Here is an 18,101-nt window from a genome sequence, read left to right on the forward strand (position 1 = left end):
TCAGCGGCCGTTGCCGCTGGAGAGTTTCCAGCACCCGCTATCGGTCTATAACGAGCTGCTGGAGGTGCGGGCGTGAACCTTCAACACAATCGGATCGAACAACTGTGTGATGTGCTGAAGCTGGGCAGAATCAGCAGTGAATGGCCCGCCATCGCCCAGCAGTGCGCCCGCGAGGACGCCAGCCATAGCGACTTCCTGGAGCGTCTGCTGAAGGTGGAGAACGATGCGCGTATCGAGCGCCAGCGCGCGGCATTGATGAAGGCTGCCACGCTGCCTTCGGTCAAGACCATTGAGGACTATGATTTCGCCTTCGCAAGTGGTGCTCCCCGGAGTCAGATTCAAGAACTGGCAGCATTGACGTTTATCGAACGCGCAGAGAACGTCGTGTTCCTCGGCCCCAGCGGGGTGGGCAAGAGCCACCTGGCGCAGGCACTGGCCTACCGTGCCGTCATGGCGGGCATCAAAACCCGCTTCCTGAGCGCCGCCGAGCTGATGATGCAGTTGGCCACCGCCCATAAACAAGATCGGCTCCAACAGTATTTCAATCGCGCAGTCCTGGGGCCACGATTACTGGTCATCGACGAGATTGGCTATTTGCCGTTCGGACGAGAGGAAGCAAACCTGTTCTTCAACGTGGTGGCGCAGCGCTATGAGCGCACCAGCATCATCGTCACCAGCAATCTGCCGTTCAGCCAATGGTCCTCATGCTTTGCCGAAGATCAAACGCTCACCGCCGCCTTGCTTGACCGGTTGCTGCACCACGCTCACATCGTGCAGATTGCCGGGGAAAGCTACCGACTCAAGGACAAGCGCAAAGCAGGAAATATCAAGGTAAGGAACTAAGTTTTTGGACGCCGGGGTGGGTCAGATTTACTCCGACGATTCCGACGAAAGTGGGTCAGTTTTCAGTCGGCGTTGACAGTTATACGCGCTGGTCGATTGGGCAGCCCCGATTGGGTTCCTGGATAAGGAATTGCAGGCCATCCGACATGCGGCGGTTCCATCCAAAGGCCGCAAAATGGTGGACAAACTGGTCAAGGTACGGCTATTGTCCGGGCATCCCGCGTACTTGCAGGTGCATCTGGAAGTCCAGGGACGGCTGGCCACCGAGGCGGATTTTCGAGCGTTTTCCTGGCGCGTCTTCCAGTACCACACGCTGTTGCAGATCCGTGAAATGCGCCGACAGGGTCTGACGACCCCGCCGCCCATCTACAGCCTGGGCATACTGATCGACCAGCCCGGCGCTGGGCAGGTGCCGGTCACGCAGCTGGTTCACCGGGATAAGTACCTGTCGCAAAAGACCGAATTCGTCTTTCCGGTTGTAGAATTAAGGCAATGGGCCAATCGGCTGGACGACTTGGACGCCCTGGCCCCGCACAACCCGTTCGCGGTGTTTGTGATGGCGCAAATCCAGGCATCCCGCCACCCGGACAAGTCCACGCGGTTGCGGCCTTTGATCGATTTGGTACGCCGCTTGTACGGCTATGGCTACGATCGGAATCGAATTGGTCAACTGGTGCGCCTGGTGGAATGGGTGATTCGCCTGCCTACCGATCTGGAAACCGATTACTTGCAAGCTGCCCGGCAGCTGGAACAGGAGCATGAAATGAGCTACGTGACGATTGCCGAGCGGGTGTATACCCAGCAAGGGCTGAAGATGGGCATTGAGCAAGGCCAGGCCAATTTGCTGCTGCGCCAGATCGAACGCCGCTTTGGCGCACAAGCCGACGACATCCATGAAAAAATCCGTTCGGCCAACAGCGCACAGTTGGAAGCCTGGTCATTGAATTTTGTCGATGCCCAGGTCTTGGATGACGTGTTCAAGGATTAAGATGTGCCGCCGCCGTGCGGCATAAGTGCAACCTCTCCTCGGCGTAGGCGTAGTCATTCTTAGCCTGGTCGCCCTTTGCAGGGTGGCAACCACCTGTTCAGCTGGATCGCCCGGGAGACAGCGGTGTCTGGCGCACCAGCTCAGGGCGAATTTTTCTTGCGCTTGGCCCGGGGGTGGGCCTGATCGTAGCTGGCGGCCAGATGCTGGAAGTCCAGCCGGGTGTAAATCTGTGTGGTCGAGATATTGGCGTGTCCCAGCAGTTCTTGCACGGCGCGCAGATCCTGGGCGGATTGCAGCAGGTGGCTGGCGAAGCTGTGCCGCAGGCTGTGGGGATGCACGTGCAGCGGCAGCCCGGCAGCCCGGGCCAGGGCCTGCAGCTGTAATTGCACCACGCGGGGGGTAATACGCTGGTGCCGCCGGACGCCCAGGAACAAGGCGGCCTGGGTGTCGGCATCCGCTTGGGCGGGCACGAACACAGGGCGCGCCGCCAACCAGGCTTGCACCGCCTGGCGGGCGGGCTGACCCAGGGGCACGGCGCGGGTCTTGCCGCCCTTGCCGCGCACGATGACCTCGTTCTCGTCCAGGTCGATCCAACTGTGGGAGGCATAATCGCCCAGGCGCAGCGGCCGGTGATCCAGGCCGACCAGTTCCGACAGGCGCAGGCCGCAGGCGTACAGCAGCTCGAACATGGCCATGTCGCGTTTTTCCACCGGGGTTTGCGCGGGGGGCAATTGGCTGCGGTTCAGCAGGGCCTGGGCCTGATCCACCGACAGAGCCTTGGGCAGGCTGCGCGGCAGGCGCGGCGCGCGCACTCCCTGGGTGGGATTGCGCGCCAGGCTGGCGTCCTGGGCGCGCCAGGCGAAATAGCTGCGCCAGGCCGACAGGCTGCGCGCCAGGCTGCGCGCCTGCAGGCCTTGCGCATGCAGGCGGCCGACGGCCTGGCGGATGTGGTGTTCTTGCAGGGTGTCCAGCGGGGTGTCGGCGAAGCAGGCCCGCAGGGCGTGCAGGTCGTGCCGGTACGCGTCGATGGTGTGGGCCGAATAGCGCTGCTGGGTGCGCAGTTCGGCCAACCAGCGTTCGATGCGTTGGGAATCGTCGGCCGACATGGGGGGCGGGTTCAGGCCGCCTGGGGGGCGTGGTGGCTCAGGCGCCCCAGGGCAGACCCGGCCAAGTCGGCGATCTGGGTCAGGAAATCGGTGGCCATCTCGCTGGTATAGCGCTGCGCGTCGCCCGACCCCAGCACCAGCAGGCCGATGGGATCCGAGCCGTGCAGCGTGCGCAGCGGCAGGATGGCCAGGGACAGGGGCTCGGCGGCCAGCCAGGCGGCGGCCTCTTGGCCTTTCAGCGGGCCGCAGTATGGCTGCGCCAGCGCCGCCGCGTACTGGCGGATTTCGGGCGTGATGTCCTGGGCGAAGGCGCTGTCTTGCAGCGCATCCAGGCCCCAGACCCGCAGGGCGACCGCGTCCAGGCCGAACTGTTCTTCCAGGCTGCGGACGATGTGCGCGGGGATCTGCAAGGCGTCGGGCTCGGCCAGCATCCGGGCGCACCAGCGCATCAAGGTCTGGCTGATGCGCGCATTGCCGCCGGCGTGCTGCAGCAGCTGCATCAGGCGCTGCTCGTGTTCTTTGACCCGGCTGCGCAGTGTCATGACCTGCCGTTCCCCCAGCGAGATCGCCCGGCCCTGATGGGGGTGGGGCACACTGAGGGTGGCGAACACATCGGCGTGGTCGTCGAAGAATTGCGGGTTCCGGCTGAGAAAATCAGCCACGGCCTGGGCGCTGATCACATCCTGGGTCACGATAGGGTTCCTTCTGGGCAAGACGATCTAGTCTATAGGCAATCGGGCCGGGAAAGCAAAGCGGTCATCCAGGGGACGAGACATGATCCGGCAGGTGGGCGGTCAGGGCGTCGATGTCGACCTGGCCCCGGAAGACGGTGACGGCCGGGCCTTGCATGGTCAGGGATTGGCCGTCCCACTGGATTTGCAGGATCCCGCCGCGGGTGTGGACTTGCACGGGGCTGTCCAGCAGGCCCTGGCGGATGCCGGCCAGGGCGGCGGCGCAGGCGCCAGTGCCGCAGGCCAGGGTTTCGCCCGCCCCGCGCTCGTAGACGCGCAGGCGGATGGCATGCCGATCCAGCACCTGCATGAAGCCGACGTTGACCCGCTGGTGAAAACGGGGATGGCTTTCAAGGGCGGAGCCAAGCTGCCGCACGGGATAGCGATCCACCTGGTCGACCTGGATGACGGCGTGCGGGTTGGAGATGGCCGCGATGCTGAACCAGAGGCTTGTGCTCCCGGGCGGGGCAATGTCCAAGGCGTATTGCGTGTCGTCGCCCACGGTGCGTGCGGCCAGCCCCTGGGCGTCGAAGTCCAGGTCGGCGGGGGTAAACCCGGTGCGGCCCATGTCCACGGCCACCTGGCCATCGGCGGATTCCCGCAGCAACAGCAGGCCGGTGGAGATTTCGGCGCGCAAGGGGTTGCGCCGCGACAGTCCCTGTTCGTGCACGAAGCGCACGAAGCAGCGCGCCCCATTGCCGCAGTGCTGCACTTCGCCGCCGTCGGCATTGAAAATCCGATAGCGGAAATCGGCCGCTGGATCCAGCGGATCCTCGACCAGCAGGATTTGATCGGCGCCGATGCCGAAATGGCGGTCTGCCAAGGCCCGCACGCGCGCGGGCGTCAGGGCGATGGGCTGGCGCACGCCGTCCAGGACGATGAAATCGTTGCCTGCGCCGTGCATTTTGGTGAAGTTCCAGAGCATGTCGTGGCCTGTCGGAGGTATTGGGTCAGTAGAAACCCGGCTGGCCTTCGGGCCGGGTCTTGAAGCGCCGGTGCACCCAGTAGTATTGGGCCGCGTCGGGCCGGACTTCGGCTTCGATCAGGCGATTGAGCCGCGCCGTGGCGGCCACCGGGTCGTCCGCGCCGGGGAAATCCGTCACCGGCGGGCCGATATGCACGCTGTATTGGCCGGTGTCCGGGTCGAGCCGGCTGATGATGGGTACGACGGCGGCATCCCAACTGGCGGCGATCTGGGCCGCCGACAGCAAGGTGGCGGCGGGCACCCCGAAAAACGGCACGAAGGCGCTGCCCTGGCGGCCGAAGTCCATGTCCGGCAGGTAATACACCGGGATGCCCCGGCGCAGCTGGCGGATCAGGCCGCGCACGCCGTCGTGGCGGCTGATCAGATGCACTTGGTTGAAGCGCCCGCGCCCCTGGCGCACGATCTCGTCCACGTCCGGGTCGCTCTGGCGCGTGTACAGTGTGGCGGATTCCCGCAGAAACAGGGTCAGGCGGGTGGCGGCGGCATCCAGCGCGATGAAGTGCGGGGCGAACATCACAATCCGGCGGCCCTGATCCAACAGGGTTTGCAGGTGGTGTTCACCCTGCAGCCGCACGGTATCCTGGATGCGCTGCGGGCTGCCGAACCAGCATAGGCCCCGATCCACGAAGGATTGCGCCAGCAGTCGGAAATGGCGTCGCGCCAGGGCGTCGCGCTGATCCTGGGGCAGGTCTGGAAAGCATTGGGCGAGGTTGACGCGCACAATATGGGCGCGGGATTTCAGCAGACGGGGCACCAGCCAGCCCAGCACGCGCCCCCAGCGCAGCCGTGTCGGCGTGGGGCAGCGGCCAAAATAGCCCAGCAGCGCCCGGATCAATGGTTTTTTATCGAATGCCATGATCCGCGCATTGTATGCCTTGCGCTGTGCGGATTCGAGCAAAACGCCGGCCCAGAAGCCAAAACATCACCCCGCAATACCTTCATTCGGGTGTGGCGGCGCATCATCCGGTTCTTTGTAGCGGTTGTAGCTCCATAGATACTGCTCGGGAAACCGCCGGATCAGCGCTTCCATCGCCTGGTTGATCGCCAACGCCAGCGCTTCCGGTGTTTCTGGCAAAGGCTCCGGCAGGCGCAGATAATGAATCCGCCATCCCTTGCCGGCGGGCAGGCGTTCGCCCGCCGTCAGAATGACCGCCACGCCCGTTTGCAGGGCCAGGCGGGCGGCCAGTGTCATGGTCAGGGCGTAGTCGCCGAAGAAAGGCAGCCACAGGCCGTCGCCTTCGCGCGGCACCTGGTCGGGCAGCATGCCGACCGCCTCGCCGCGCTTCAGGGCGCGCACAAAGGCGCGCACCCCGTGGCGGTTGGCCGGCACGGCCCGCAGATTGTGCATGTCGCGGGCGGATTCCACGATGGGATCCAGACGCGGGCTGCGCGATGGGCGGAACATCACCGTCAGGGGGCCGTATTGCGTCAGGTGCCGGGCGGTGATTTCAAAGCAGCCCAGATGCGGGGTCAGGTACAGCACGCCCCGGCCTTCGGCCAGGGCGGCCTGCACGATGCTTTCCTGGTCGCTGCGGGTGTGCGTCAGGCAGTCGCGGGTGCGCCACCACACCTTGGGGATTTCGGCGATCATGGCCCCGGACTGCGCCGCCGCTCGGCGGAAAAATGCGGGGTCGTCGTAGCCTGCCCGCCGGGCATTGGCCTGGATGCGCTGGCGATAGCGGCCCGGGAAAGCATACACGGCCCGGCCCAACAGGCGGCCGATCGCCTGCAGCCAGGACAGCGGCAGGCGGGCCAAGGAACGGACAAGAAACAACAGCATGGCTTGGGTGGTATCTCGGGTGATGGGGGCAATATCCCTGTTGCCTGGGATATTTTGTGCGGGCCCGGGGTATTTTCGCTTAAAATCGAAGGGATCGCTGAGTTAACCGACAACTTGCGGAGCGATCCCCGCGCCGGTTCAAGCGCGGTCTAAAACCGCTAAAGCGTCGCGCCCCGATACATCCAGAGGTGCAACGCGTTTCGTTCAACCTCTCACCGGGCATTCCGGTGCCTATAAGGACGTATCGCTGTGGCAAACAACGATTTTCTCTTTACTTCCGAATCTGTCTCCGAAGGCCATCCCGACAAGGTCGCCGATCAAATCTCCGACGCCATCCTCGACGCCTTGCTCGAACAAGACCCGCATTCCCGCGTGGCCGCCGAAACCCTGTGCAACACCGGCCTGGTGGTGCTGGCCGGCGAAATCACCTCGCAGGCCAATGTCGATTACATCCAGGTGGCACGCGACACCATCCGCCGCATCGGCTACGACAACACTGATTACGGCATCGACTACAAGGGCTGCGCTGTGCTGGTGGCCTACGACAAGCAATCCCCCGATATCGCCCAGGGTGTGGATCGCACCCCCGAAGAAATCCTCAATCAGGGTGCGGGCGACCAGGGCCTGATGTTTGGCTACGCTTGCGATGAAACCCCGGATCTCATGCCCGCCCCCATCTGGTACGCGCACCGCATCGTGCAGCGCCAGGCCGAACTGCGCAAGGACGGCCGTCTGCCCTGGCTGCGCCCGGATGCCAAGTCGCAGGTGACCTTCCGCTACCTGGACGGCAAGCCCGCCGAGGTCGATACCGTGGTGCTGTCCACCCAGCACCACCCGGATATTTCCCAGGCCGATATTCGCGACGCCGCGATTGAGCACATCATCCGCCCGGTGTTCGCCGACGGCCTGCTGACCGACAAGACCAAGTTTCTGATCAACCCCACGGGCAAGTTCGTCATCGGCGGCCCGCAGGGCGATTGCGGCCTGACCGGGCGCAAGATCATTGTGGATACCTACGGCGGTGCCTGCCCGCACGGCGGCGGCGCGTTCTCCGGCAAGGATCCCTCCAAGGTCGACCGTTCCGCCGCCTATGCCGCCCGCTATGTGGCCAAGAACATCGTGGCCGCCGGCCTGGCGCGCCAGTGCCAGGTGCAGGTCAGCTACGCCATCGGCGTGGCCGAGCCCATCAACATCACGGTCTACACCGAGGGCACGGGTGTGATCCCCGACGAGCAAATCGCCCGCCTGGTGCGCGAACACTTCGATCTGCGCCCCAAAGGCATCATCAACATGCTGGATCTGCTGCGTCCCATTTACACCAAGTCCGCCGCCTACGGCCACTTTGGCCGCAGCGAACCCGAATTCAGCTGGGAAGCCACCGACAAGGTGCAGGTGCTGAAAGCGGCGGCTTGATCCGGCGACGAAACGGCAGGTATCTGAAGATACCGCGTGGCGCCGGGTTCACTTCCCCGGCGCTGCTCCCTATCCTCATCGCCCTAAGCGTTCCCGTAGAAACTCGATGAAGCGTTGTGTCTTTGCAGGTAGCAGACGGGTTTCAGTCATCGCATAGACCGGCTGCGGCGTGCCATGCCATTGCGGCATGATGCGCCGCAGCTTTCCGCTCGCCAGTTCATCGGCAACGGCTTCTTCGGGCAAGAGGATGATGCCAAGGTCGAGCGTAGCTAGGCGACGGAGCATGCCAACGTTATTAAGAGAGAAGCGACCGCCAACCGACACCTTGGCGGTTTTTTTGCCGGCGTGCAGTGTCCAGGTGCTCGCCCGCAGGATATTGAAGCACTCATGCTGTTCCAGTTCTGCGGGCTTGTCCGGCTCACCTGACCGCTCAAGGTAGCCGGGCGAGGCGTACAGGTACGGCGTGAGCGTCGCCAATGTGCGTGCGATCAGTTGTGAATTCTCGGATTCGCCCATACGGATTGCCACATCGAAGGGTTCGCTGACCAGATCGACCCGGCGCGCCGTCAGGTCGAAATCGAAGGTGATGCCGGGATAGCGGCTGGCGAACTCGGCGATCAGCGGCGCCAGATAGGTCACGGCGAAATCCACCGGAAGCGAAGCGCGTAGCACGCCGCTGGGCTGGGCCAGCATCTCGCCCAACTGTTCGTGCGCCAGCCGGGCCTCATCGACGATGCGCTTGCATCGCTCGAAGTAAATCAGCCCGGCTTCGGTCAGCTCGATCTTGCGTGTCGTGCGGTGCAATAGGCGCAACCCGATCGACTTCTCCAGCTCGGCAATCCGCCGGGAGAGCGTCGAGTTCGGCATATCCATCGCGTTGGCCGCGCTGCGGAAGCCCTTGGCTTTAACGACTTCGACGAACAGCGCCATGTCTTTCAGGTAATCATTCACGCTTAATTGCTCCAATATCGGATCAATGATCTCCAAAATACCATCTTTATCCAGATGAGAAAGCGAGCGATGATGTCCTGGTTCAAGTCCACTTGCGAAAATTTCATCATGACCACCGTATTCGATTCCGTCCGCCTTGGCCGCCGCACCCTGCAAAACCGCCTGGTGATGGCGCCGATGACCCGTAGCCGCGCCCAGTTCGACGGCACGCCGGGCGAATTGGCTGCCACCTACTACGCGCAGCGCGCCGGGGTCGGCCTGATCGTCAGCGAAGGCACCCAGCCGTCCGATGACGGCCAGGGCTACCTGAGCACGCCGGGCATCTATACCGATGCCCATGTCTCAGGCTGGAAGAAGACCGCCGACGCCGTACATGCCAAGGGCGGCCACATCTTCATCCAGCTCATGCACGCCGGGCGCATGTCGCACCCGGACAACACGCCGCACCATCGCCAAGGCGTTGCGCCGTCCGCCATTGCACCGGGCACCGGCATGTTCACCGCCACGGGGATGCAGGACATTCCGACGCCGCGTGCGCTGACCACCGAGGAAGTGCGCCAGACTGTCGCCGACTTCGCGTTCGCGGCCCGTCGCGCCGTTGAAGCGGGTGCCGATGGCGTCGAGATGCACGGTGCCAATGCCTACCTCATCCAGCAATTCTTTGCGCCCAGCGCCAACACCCGCACCGACGAATACGGCGGCTCCATCGAGAACCGTGCCCGCTTCGCTATCGAGATTGCACAGGCCATCGCCAAGGAAATCGGCGCGGACCGCACCGCGATCCGTCTGTCGCCGGGTACGGCGATGTGGGGCATCGACGAAGGGGCGGAAGGCCCGGATCTGTATCGCTATCTGGTTGCCGAGCTGGACAAACTGGGGTTAGCCTACGTCCATGTGATGCACCAAGGCAACGAGCCGTTGCTGGCGGACATTCGCAAGCGCTGGAAGGGCACCCTGATCCTGAACCGTCCGGGTCGCCCGCGTGAGCAGATTGGCAGCGATGTGGCTTCGGGTCTTGCCGACTTGGAAGCCTATGGCGCGATGGTGCTGGCGAACCCGGATTTCGTCGAGCGACTCAAGACGAATGCGCCCATGAACGAGCCGCACCGCGAAGGCTTCTTCGGCGGCACCGAGAAGTTCTACATCGACTATCCGGCCCTGAACGAAGTTCAGGCTGCGTGAGAACGCCATCACCAGGGCGCAACGTCAGCCGAAATTGAAACTGTTTGTCGGCGGTGACGGCTTCCGGTGCTTGATGGGGTCGGTTTTGGCGGGGATGCCTTTGGCACGCCGGGAAAACCGCCCGCGCGGACACAGCGGTTAAACACAGTACACAGTATAATGTCCCCCTTTCCCTGAGGGGCGCTGCACCGGCCCCGCTGCCCGCCATGCGGGCCATGCCGCGGGCCGCCAGGCTCAGGGTTTTGATGATAAACGGCGCCCATCGCTGCCCTGTGCGGGCGGGGGTGGGCGGCAAGCCCCTCCGGTCGGCACAGGCTCTACAGGATCACGCATGAGCACTGCACACGACTACACCATTGCCGATATCTCCCTGGCCGATTGGGGCCGCCGCGAAATCGCCATCGCCGAAACCGAAATGCCGGGCCTGATGGCCACACGCGAAGAATACGCCGCCGCCCAACCGTTAAAGGGCGCCCGCATCGCCGGCAGCCTGCACATGACCATCCAGACGGCGGTCTTGATCGAAACCCTGAAAGCCCTGGGGGCCGAAGTCCGCTGGGCGTCGTGCAATATTTTCTCTACCCAGGATCACGCGGCGGCGGCCATTGCGGCGGGCGGCACCCCGGTGTTCGCCGTCAAGGGCGAATCCCTGGAAGACTACTGGCAATATACCCATCGCATCTTCGACTGGCCGGGCGAACAGGCCAATATGATCCTGGACGACGGCGGCGATGCCACCTTGCTGTTGCACTTGGGCGCGCGGGCCGAGACCGATGCGTCCGTCATTGCCCAGCCGGACAACGAGGAAGAACGCGTGCTGTTTGCCGCCATCCAGGCCAAGCTGGCCCAGGATCCCACCTGGTATTCCACACGCCTGGCCCAGATTCAGGGCGTGACCGAAGAAACCACCACCGGGGTGCATCGCCTGTACCAGATGTCGCAGCGTGGCGAACTCAAAATCCCCGCCATCAACGTCAATGATTCTGTCACCAAGTCCAAGTTCGACAACCTGTACGGTTGCCGCGAATCCCTGGTGGACGGCATCAAGCGCGCCACCGATGTGATGGTGGCGGGCAAGGTCGCCATCGTCTGCGGCTTTGGCGACGTGGGCAAGGGCTGCGCCCAGGCGCTGGCGGCTTTGCGCGCCCAGGTGTGGGTGACCGAAATCGACCCCATCTGCGCCCTGCAGGCGTCCATGGAAGGCTACCGCGTGGTCGATCTGAACGACCCGGGCGTGGTCGAAGGCGCGGATATCTTCGTCACGGCCACGGGCAACTACCACGTGATCGACCGCGACCACCTGTACCGCATGAAAGACCAGGCCATTGTCTGCAACATCGGCCACTTCGACAGTGAAATCAACGTGGCGTCGGTCGAAGACCTGGCCTGGGAAGAAATCAAACCCCAGGTCGATCACATCATCTTCCCCGACGGCAAGCGCGTCATCCTGCTGGCCAAGGGCCGTCTGGTCAACCTGGGCTGCGCCACGGGCCACCCGTCCTTTGTGATGTCGGCGTCCTTCACCAACCAGACCATCGCCCAGATCGAACTCTTTACCCGGGGCGACCACTACCAGAGCGGCCAGGTCTATGTGCTGCCCAAGCAGCTGGACGAAAAAGTCGCCCGCCTGCATTTGAAGAAACTGGGTGTGCATCTGTCCACCCTGTCGCAAAAGCAGGCGGATTACATTGGCGTGCCGGTGGCGGGGCCCTTCAAGCCCGGCCATTACCGCTATTGATCCGTTGATGTGTCCGCGGGTCGTCCCAGACGGCCCGCAATCCGCTTACCCACCCAAGGAGCTCCATCATGTTATTGCTAGTCTGGATTCTGAATGCCGTGGCCTTGCTGGTCGTGGCCTATCTGCTGCCCGGCATTACGGTGGCTTCCTTCGGGTCGGCGCTGGTCGCCGCCCTGGTGCTGGGGCTGCTCAATGCCGTGGTCAAACCCCTGCTGATCCTGCTGACGCTGCCGCTGACAGTGGTGACGCTGGGCCTGTTTCTGCTGGTGCTGAACGTTCTGGTGTTCTGGTGGGCGGGCTCCATGTTCAAGGGTTTCCAGGTGGACGGCTTCTGGTGGGCCGCCCTGGGGGCGCTCGTCTACAGCGTGGTCTCGGGGGCGCTGGCCAGCCTGCTGTTGGCATCCGCCGCCTGATTGGCGCGCCGTGGCATCGGCCACCCCCTGATTTCCGCATCATGGGCGCCTTGTCCGGCCCGGGTCGTCGCCCGCCGGACGGGCCGCCGCCCCCGTGTGTGGGGTTGATTTGACCACTTTTGCAGTAAACACTGCAGCAGGTCACCGCCGGCCCCGTGCGCGGGGCTGACTTTCCCTGGATATCATGTCTAACCAAGAAAAATCCACTGTTTCAGCGCTGAGTCTGGAATATTTCCCGCCGCGCGACATCGCCGCCCAAGAACGCCTGGTGCGTTCGGCCAAGCGCCTGGCCGCCTTGAACCCCGCCTATGTCAGCGTCACCTTCGGCGCGGGCGGGTCCACCCGCACGGGCACGGTGGACACCGTGCAGATGCTGGGCAACCTGGGCGCCGACGTGGCGCCCCATTTGTCGTGCATCGGGGCCACCCGCGACGATCTGCGCCTGATCCTGGATGAATACCGAGCGCGCGGCATCCAGCGCCTGGTGGCGCTGCGCGGGGATCTGCCGTCCGGGATGGGCGGCGATACGGGCGACCTGCACCATGCCAGCGAATTGGTGCGCTTTGTGCGCGAACAATACGGCGATGCGTTTCACATCGAAGTCGCGGCCTACCCCGAAATGCATCCCCAGGCCGAAAGCGCCGCCCAGGATTTGCAGTATTTCGTGCAAAAAGTGCGGGCCGGGGCCGATGCCGCCATTACGCAATATTTTTTCAACCCGGACGCGTATTTCGATTTTGTCGACCGGGTTCAGGCCAAAGGGGTGGATATCCCCATCACGCCGGGCATCATGCCGATCACCAACTACACCCAGTTGGCGCGGTTCTCGTCCATGTGCGGGGCTGAAATCCCGCGCTGGATGCGGCTGCGCCTGCAGGACTTCGGCGACGACAAGGCGTCCATCCGGGCCTTCGGGGTAGAGGCGATCACCCGCCTGTGCGCCCGTCTGCTGGAAAATGGCGCGCCGGGCCTGCATTTTTATACGCTGAACCACGCCGATGCCGTGGTGCGGATCGCCGAAAACCTGAACTTGTCCGCGTGAGCCGGATCAGAGATCCGGCGCGGGCACCGGCCAGCCCTTGTCGGTCAGGATGCCGTCCAGGCGGACATCGTGCGGGGCCGGGGCATAGGCTTCGGCGCTGAGGTCGCCGCTGGCCCAGGCGATGCCGATGGCGGTAAACGCGTGGCCGCCGGCCCGCAGGGCCGCCAGGGTGCGGTCATAGTAGCCGCCCCCGTAGCCCAGGCGGTCGCCTTGGCGGGTATAGCCCAGGGTGGGCACCAGCACCACGTCGGGCGTCGGGGCGTCGGGGCCGGTGGGTTCCTGGATGCCGTAGGCCCCGGTTCGCATGGGGCTGTCGGGCGTCCATAGCTTGAAGCGCAGAGGGCTGGCCGGCGCGCTGACCACGGGCAGCGCCAGGCTCAGGGTGTCGTCGTCGGCCCACTGGCGCAGCAGGGGTTGCAGCGCGGGCTCGTCCGGCATGGACCAGAATGCGGCGATCTGGCGGATGTCGGGCCGCCCGGCTTCGCGCAGGCGGGTGCGCTGGCTGGCCAGCCAGGTGAACAGCCGCCCGCGTATCAGCAGGGCGCCCCGGCTGCGGTCGGCGGCGGGCAGCGCCTGGCGGCGCTGTTTGAGTCGCTTGCGCAAAGCGACTGCGTTATCCTGTGCGTTCTCGTTCATCGTCTGTTGTGGAGTTTGCAGTATGGGCTTGGATATTCTACGGGATACGGCGGCAGCGGGCCGGGCGCGGCCGGCGCCGGGGCCGGCGCTGCGCCGGCAGGCGCTGGCCTGGGGCCTGGCGGTCGCGTTGGGCCTGACGGGCTGCGCGGCGGCGCACGCCCCCACCGCCGACGACCAGGCGCAGGCCGGCGAGGCCGCCGCGCCGGATCAGGCCCAGGCCGCGCCGGCCAATCCGGTGACGGCGCGTTCCGGGGTGGTGGTGCCCGATGTCCCCGCCTATGTGCCGCCCGCCGCCCGGCAGGCCGTGACGGACGCCTATGAGGCCGTGCAAAAGCGCCGCTGGAAAGACCTGGATGCGCTGGCGCCCGTGGCGGCGGCCGACCCCGTGCTGGGGGCGTATCCGCGCTATTGGTCGCTGCGCCGGCAGGTGCAGGATCGCACCCTGCCCACCCCGGATGCCGCCGTGCGGAAATTTCTGGCCGATCATCCCGGCACCTATCTGGAAGAACGCCTGCGCACGGATTGGATACTGGCCCTGGTGCGGGCGGGCAACTACGCCCAGGCCCGGCAGGTGGCCGTCCCCGAACGCCCCGCCGCCGCGCTGCGGTGCGCCCTGCTGCTGGCCCGGCACATGACGGGTCAGCATGCCCGCGCCGCCGAGGTTCAGGATGTTTTCGAGCCCAATGCCGATTGCTGGGGGCTGTTGGATCAGGTCGCCGCAGATCACGTATTGAGCCGCAACGAACTCAACACCCTGCTGCGCAACATTTTGGAGTCCGGCCGCTCGGGGGATATCAATCGCATGGCCGCCGTGGTGTTCGACGAGGCCGCCATGGTGCAGTTCGCCGCGCTGATGAAAAACCCGCGCCAGTGGCTGGACGCCCGGAAGGCGTTGCGGCCGGGCACGGAGACCGAGCTGGCCGCCATCGCCCTGTCGCGCCTGGCGCGCAGCGATGACCGCATCGAAGCCGCCCAATACGCGCAAGACCGCTGGGCAAGCCGCATGCCCAAGGCCGACATGCAGTGGGTCTGGGGCCAGTTCGGGCTGGTGGCCGCCCTGAATGTCGCCCCCGATGCCGCGCGTTGGTATCGCCTGTCGGGGCCGGTGCCCATGACCGACTATAACCATGCCTGGCAGGTGCGCGCCGAACTGCGCGCCGCCCCTATCCAGTGGAATCAGGTGGCCGACGCCATCCGCAAGATGACGGGCCGCCAGGCCGACGAGCCCGTGTGGCGCTACTGGTATGGCCGAGCGCTGGCTGCCCAGGGCAACCAAGAGGCGGCCCGGCAGTATTTTCAGTCCATTCGCACCGACCTGGGTTTTTATGGTCAGTTGGCCACCGAAGAATTGGGCCAATTGCCCAGCCTGCCGCCCGCGCCCGGCCCGCTGGATCCGGCCTGGGTGGCGCAGGCGCGGCAAAATCCCGGCTTGCGGCGGGCCGTGGCCTTGTTCGACCAGGGCTGGCGCCGCGAAGCCGTGCCCGAGTGGAATTTCGCCTTGCGCGGCATGACGGATGCCCAGTTGCGCGGGGCGGCTGAATTCGCCCGCGAAGAACACATTTACGACCGGGTGGTCAATACTTCCTTGCTGACCCGGGACGACGTCGATTTCTCCCAGCGGTTTATCGCGCCTTTCGAGGGGCGGGTGGCCGCCCAGGCGCGGCGGATCAACCTGGATCCCGCCTGGGTTTATGGCCTGATCCGCCAGGAGTCCCGTTTCATCACGGATGCGCGTTCGCGGGTGGGGGCGTCGGGCCTGATGCAGCTGATGCCGGCCACCGCCAAGCATGTGGCGCGCAAGATCGGCATGAAAGACTTCAAACCCAGCCAGGTCAACGACTTCGACACCAATACGGTGCTGGGCACCAGCTACCTGGACATGGTGCTGCGGGGGCTGGACGGTTCGCAGCTGCTGGCCACGGCGGGGTATAACGCCGGCCCGGGGCGCCCCAAGCGCTGGCGCGCCCAATTGCAGGCGCCCGTCGAAGGCGCCATCTTCGCCGAGACCATTCCTTTTACCGAGACACGCCTGTACGTCAAGAACGTCCTGTCCAATGCGGTCTGGTATGCCGCCCTGTTCAACGGCCAGCCCGATTCCCTGAAAGCCCGCTTGGGCACGGTCAGCCCATGAGGCCCGCGCTGCCGTCGGGCGCGGCCGGCCCGGTGGCCGGGTTGCGCGCGGAACCCGTGGCGGGCCGGCATGACGTTGCCACCGAAGGCCTGGATATCTATATCGTGGGCGGCGCGGTGCGCGACCACCTGCTGGGCCTGCCGGCGGGCGACCGCGACTGGGTCGTGGTGGGGGCCACGCCCGAGATCATGGCCGCCCGGGGCTTCATCCCCGTGGGCGGGGATTTTCCGGTGTTTCTGCACCCGGTCACCCATGAGGAATACGCGCTGGCCCGCACCGAGCGCAAGTCCGGTCGCGGTTATCGCGGCTTTGTGTTTCATGCCGGGCGGGAAGTCTCCTTGGCCGATGATCTGCGGCGCCGCGACCTGACCATCAATGCCATTGCGCAGGCCCCCGATGGCCGCGTGTGCGATCCATTGAATGGGGTGGCCGACCTGCGCGCCCGGGTGTTGCGCCACGTCGGGCCGGCTTTCGTCGAAGACCCGGTGCGTTTGCTGCGCCTGGCCCGGTTTGCCGCGCGTTTCCATGATTTTTCCATCGCGCCCGACACGCTGGATTTATGCCGCGCCCTGGTGGACGAGGGCGAAGTCGACGCCCTGGTGCCCGAGCGGGTCTGGCAGGAATTCGCCAAGGGCCTGATGACGCCGCGCCCGGGGCGCATGCTGGATGTGCTGGCCGATTGCGGCGCGTTGGCGCGAGTGGCGCCCGGGCTGGCCTGGGATCCTTCCGTGGCCATGGGCCTGGCCAGGGCGGCGGCGCGGGGCCTGTCGCTGCCTCAGCGCTACGCCTTGCTGTGCCGCGCTTCGGGGGCCGCCGTGCAGGATCACCTGCGCGCGCCGTCGGCCTGCCGCGACCTGGCGCGCCTGCTGCCGGACACGGTGGCGCGCCTGGCGCTGATGGCGGTGGCGGACGATCCCTTGCTGGCCGGCGCCTTTGGCTTGGCCGCATCGGCGGCCGCGCCGACTGGGGCCGATCCGGGCCGGCCGGTGGCCTCGGGGCCGGTGGCTTGGCTGGCGGTGCTGGAATCCTGCGACGCCCTTCGCCGCCCCGAGCGCTGCCTGGCCTTGCTGGCGGCGGCGGCTTGCGTGGTGCGGGGGGTCGATCTGGCCGTCTGGTCGCAGCGTCTGCAGGCCGCGCAGTCCGTGGATGCGGGGGCGATTGCGCGGGCGGCGGGCGGCGATGCCGCATGCATCCGCGCCGGCCTGCGCCAGGCCCGCCTGGCCGCCTTGTCGGCGCTGGACGGCGGCGTCGATTCCGCCTCCGCCCCCTGATCGGCCCTGCCCATGTCCCTCGCAGAACAGCCCGTGCTTGTTTTTGATTCCGGTATTGGCGGCCTGACCGTGCTGCGCGAAGCGCGTGTCCTGATTCCCGAGCGCCGTTTCGTGTATGTGGCGGACGACGCGGCTTTTCCCTATGGCGATTGGCCCGAGCAGGCGCTGCGGGATCACCTGCTGGCCTTGATGGGCCGGCTGCTGCGCGCGCACGATCCGGCCCTGTGCGTCATTGCCTGCAATACGGCGTTTACCGTGGCCGGGGCGGCCTTGCGGGCGGCGTATCCGCAAATGCCGTTCGTGGGCACGGTGCCTGCGATCAAGCCCGCCGCCGAACGCACCCGTTCGGGGCTGGTGTCGGTTCTGGCCACCCCTGGAACTGTGCAGCGCGACTATACGCGGGGGCTGATCCAGTCCTTCGCGGCGCGTTGTCAGGTGCGTCTGGTGGGGTCGGTGCGCCTGGCCGGGATGGCGGAGGCTTATATGCGCGGCTTGCCGGTGCCGGATCTGGACATCCAGGCCGAAATCGCCGCTTGCTTCGTCCAACACCAGGGTGCGCGCACGGATATCGTGGTGCTGGGCTGCACGCATTATCCGTTTCTGGCGAATGTATTCCGTCGCCTGGCCCCCTGGCCGGTGGATTGGCTGGATCCCGCAGAGGCCATTGCGCGGCATGCCCGCAGCCTGCTGCCCGTGGCGGGGCAGGCGTTGCATCCGCACACGCCCGACAGCGCGTTGTTTACCCGGGGGACGCCGGATTTCCTGACGCGCCGCCTGATGAACAGCTTTGGCCTGGCCGTGGATGATACGCCCAGGCCGCCTGTCGAGGTCGTCGCGTAAGCATGCTGGCGCATGGGCCGGTGTAACGGCCTGATGTTCCAATACTGCGTG

Annotated in this window: 17 protein-coding genes and 1 riboswitch; of the genes, 10 read left to right on the top strand and 7 right to left on the bottom strand. The window is 65.6% G+C overall.

Annotation, left to right across the window (positions count from 1 at the left end; translation table 11 throughout):
- The first annotated feature begins 72 nt into the window (after positions 1–72).
- Both istB and ACMHYJ_RS12635 read left to right on the top strand, forming a co-directional pair.
- Positions 73–843, top strand: coding sequence for an IS21-like element helper ATPase IstB (gene istB / locus ACMHYJ_RS12630; protein WP_414246532.1), 771 nt, complete (start codon positions 73–75; stop codon positions 841–843).
- 175 nt (positions 844–1,018) lie between these two features.
- Positions 1,019–1,831, top strand: coding sequence for a DUF4351 domain-containing protein (locus ACMHYJ_RS12635; RefSeq protein ID WP_414246533.1), 813 nt, complete (start codon positions 1,019–1,021; stop codon positions 1,829–1,831).
- A gap of 140 nt (positions 1,832–1,971) precedes the next feature.
- Here ACMHYJ_RS12635 and xerC read toward each other — a convergent pair whose 3' ends face one another.
- From xerC to ACMHYJ_RS12660, 5 genes are all read right to left on the bottom strand, one after another.
- Positions 1,972–2,937 carry a tyrosine recombinase XerC gene (xerC, locus tag ACMHYJ_RS12640; protein WP_414246534.1) on the bottom strand — a complete coding sequence of 322 codons (966 nt, stop codon included), beginning with the start codon at positions 2,935–2,937 and terminating at the stop codon, positions 1,972–1,974.
- Positions 2,938–2,948: 11 nt separating this feature from the next.
- Complete coding sequence (locus tag ACMHYJ_RS12645; RefSeq protein WP_414246535.1) at positions 2,949–3,629, bottom strand: DUF484 family protein; 681 nt, start codon at positions 3,627–3,629, stop codon at positions 2,949–2,951.
- Between the two features lie 64 nt (positions 3,630–3,693).
- Positions 3,694–4,593, bottom strand: coding sequence for a diaminopimelate epimerase (dapF, locus tag ACMHYJ_RS12650; protein WP_414246536.1), 900 nt, complete (start codon positions 4,591–4,593; stop codon positions 3,694–3,696).
- Positions 4,594–4,618: 25 nt separating this feature from the next.
- Positions 4,619–5,509 carry a lysophospholipid acyltransferase family protein gene (locus tag ACMHYJ_RS12655; RefSeq protein WP_414246537.1) on the bottom strand — a complete coding sequence of 297 codons (891 nt, stop codon included), beginning with the start codon at positions 5,507–5,509 and terminating at the stop codon, positions 4,619–4,621.
- Positions 5,510–5,575: 66 nt separating this feature from the next.
- Positions 5,576–6,433 carry a lysophospholipid acyltransferase family protein gene (locus ACMHYJ_RS12660; protein ID WP_414246538.1) on the bottom strand — a complete coding sequence of 286 codons (858 nt, stop codon included), beginning with the start codon at positions 6,431–6,433 and terminating at the stop codon, positions 5,576–5,578.
- Positions 6,434–6,682: 249 nt separating this feature from the next.
- Here ACMHYJ_RS12660 and metK point away from each other — a divergent pair, with 249 nt between their 5' ends.
- Positions 6,683–7,846: a methionine adenosyltransferase gene (gene metK / locus ACMHYJ_RS12665; protein WP_414246539.1), complete on the top strand. Its 1,164-nt coding sequence runs from the start codon at positions 6,683–6,685 to the stop codon at positions 7,844–7,846.
- Positions 7,847–7,921: 75 nt separating this feature from the next.
- Here the strand turns inward: metK and ACMHYJ_RS12670 are convergent, their stop codons facing one another.
- On the bottom strand, positions 7,922–8,776 hold the full coding sequence (locus ACMHYJ_RS12670; RefSeq protein ID WP_414246628.1) for a LysR family transcriptional regulator: 855 nt from the start codon (positions 8,774–8,776) through the stop codon (positions 7,922–7,924).
- Between the two features lie 129 nt (positions 8,777–8,905).
- Here ACMHYJ_RS12670 and ACMHYJ_RS12675 point away from each other — a divergent pair, with 129 nt between their 5' ends.
- The 4 genes from ACMHYJ_RS12675 (at position 8,906) to metF (ending at position 13,172) form a co-directional block, all read left to right on the top strand.
- Positions 8,906–9,979 (top strand): alkene reductase, encoded by a 1,074-nt coding sequence (locus tag ACMHYJ_RS12675; RefSeq protein WP_414246540.1) that lies wholly within the window; start codon positions 8,906–8,908, stop codon positions 9,977–9,979.
- A gap of 169 nt (positions 9,980–10,148) precedes the next feature.
- Positions 10,149–10,247, top strand: a riboswitch (S-adenosyl-L-homocysteine riboswitch).
- Positions 10,248–10,310: 63 nt separating this feature from the next.
- Positions 10,311–11,717, top strand: a complete 1,407-nt coding sequence (gene ahcY, locus ACMHYJ_RS12680) for an adenosylhomocysteinase (RefSeq protein WP_414246541.1) — start codon at positions 10,311–10,313, stop codon at positions 11,715–11,717.
- Between the two features lie 65 nt (positions 11,718–11,782).
- Positions 11,783–12,130: a phage holin family protein gene (locus ACMHYJ_RS12685; RefSeq protein ID WP_414246629.1), complete on the top strand. Its 348-nt coding sequence runs from the start codon at positions 11,783–11,785 to the stop codon at positions 12,128–12,130.
- Positions 12,131–12,314: 184 nt separating this feature from the next.
- A complete protein-coding gene (gene metF, locus ACMHYJ_RS12690; protein WP_414246542.1) occupies positions 12,315–13,172 on the top strand; it encodes a methylenetetrahydrofolate reductase [NAD(P)H] in 858 nt (285 codons plus the stop codon).
- 6 nt (positions 13,173–13,178) lie between these two features.
- Here metF and ACMHYJ_RS12695 read toward each other — a convergent pair whose 3' ends face one another.
- Complete coding sequence (locus tag ACMHYJ_RS12695) at positions 13,179–13,808, bottom strand: 5-formyltetrahydrofolate cyclo-ligase (RefSeq protein ID WP_414246543.1); 630 nt, start codon at positions 13,806–13,808, stop codon at positions 13,179–13,181.
- Positions 13,809–13,830: 22 nt separating this feature from the next.
- Between ACMHYJ_RS12695 and ACMHYJ_RS12700 the strand changes: the two genes are divergently transcribed.
- The 3 genes from ACMHYJ_RS12700 to murI are packed head-to-tail and all read left to right on the top strand — an operon-like array spanning position 13,831 to position 18,050.
- Entirely contained in the window at positions 13,831–15,939 is a 2,109-nt protein-coding gene (locus ACMHYJ_RS12700; RefSeq protein WP_414246544.1) for a transglycosylase SLT domain-containing protein, read from the top strand.
- Positions 15,940–15,995: 56 nt separating this feature from the next.
- On the top strand, positions 15,996–17,210 hold the full coding sequence (locus tag ACMHYJ_RS12705; protein ID WP_414246630.1) for a tRNA CCA-pyrophosphorylase: 1,215 nt from the start codon (positions 15,996–15,998) through the stop codon (positions 17,208–17,210).
- 12 nt (positions 17,211–17,222) lie between these two features.
- Complete coding sequence (gene murI, locus ACMHYJ_RS12710) at positions 17,223–18,050, top strand: glutamate racemase (RefSeq protein WP_414246545.1); 828 nt, start codon at positions 17,223–17,225, stop codon at positions 18,048–18,050.
- Positions 18,051–18,101: the final 51 nt, after the last annotated feature.

The sequence above is a fragment of the Castellaniella hirudinis genome (genome assembly GCF_047468865.1).
Lineage (GTDB): Bacteria > Pseudomonadota > Gammaproteobacteria > Burkholderiales > Burkholderiaceae_B > Castellaniella > Castellaniella hirudinis_A.

Excerpts from the sequence above, each read along its gene's own strand:
- xerC (WP_414246534.1), bottom strand. The coding sequence starts at position 2,937 with ATGTCGGCCGACGATTCCCAACGCATCGAACGCTGGTTGGCCGAACTG.
- ahcY (WP_414246541.1), top strand. The coding sequence starts at position 10,311 with ATGAGCACTGCACACGACTACACCATTGCCGATATCTCCCTGGCCGAT.
- ACMHYJ_RS12700 (WP_414246544.1), top strand. The coding sequence starts at position 13,831 with ATGGGCTTGGATATTCTACGGGATACGGCGGCAGCGGGCCGGGCGCGG.
- ACMHYJ_RS12660 (WP_414246538.1), bottom strand. The coding sequence starts at position 6,433 with ATGCTGTTGTTTCTTGTCCGTTCCTTGGCCCGCCTGCCGCTGTCCTGG.
- ACMHYJ_RS12675 (WP_414246540.1), top strand. The coding sequence starts at position 8,906 with ATGACCACCGTATTCGATTCCGTCCGCCTTGGCCGCCGCACCCTGCAA.
- dapF (WP_414246536.1), bottom strand. The coding sequence starts at position 4,593 with ATGCTCTGGAACTTCACCAAAATGCACGGCGCAGGCAACGATTTCATC.
- murI (WP_414246545.1), top strand. The coding sequence starts at position 17,223 with ATGTCCCTCGCAGAACAGCCCGTGCTTGTTTTTGATTCCGGTATTGGC.
- metF (WP_414246542.1), top strand. The coding sequence starts at position 12,315 with ATGTCTAACCAAGAAAAATCCACTGTTTCAGCGCTGAGTCTGGAATAT.
- ACMHYJ_RS12695 (WP_414246543.1), bottom strand. The coding sequence starts at position 13,808 with ATGAACGAGAACGCACAGGATAACGCAGTCGCTTTGCGCAAGCGACTC.
- ACMHYJ_RS12670 (WP_414246628.1), bottom strand. The coding sequence starts at position 8,776 with ATGGCGCTGTTCGTCGAAGTCGTTAAAGCCAAGGGCTTCCGCAGCGCG.
- ACMHYJ_RS12655 (WP_414246537.1), bottom strand. The coding sequence starts at position 5,509 with ATGGCATTCGATAAAAAACCATTGATCCGGGCGCTGCTGGGCTATTTT.
- ACMHYJ_RS12635 (WP_414246533.1), top strand. The coding sequence starts at position 1,019 with ATGGTGGACAAACTGGTCAAGGTACGGCTATTGTCCGGGCATCCCGCG.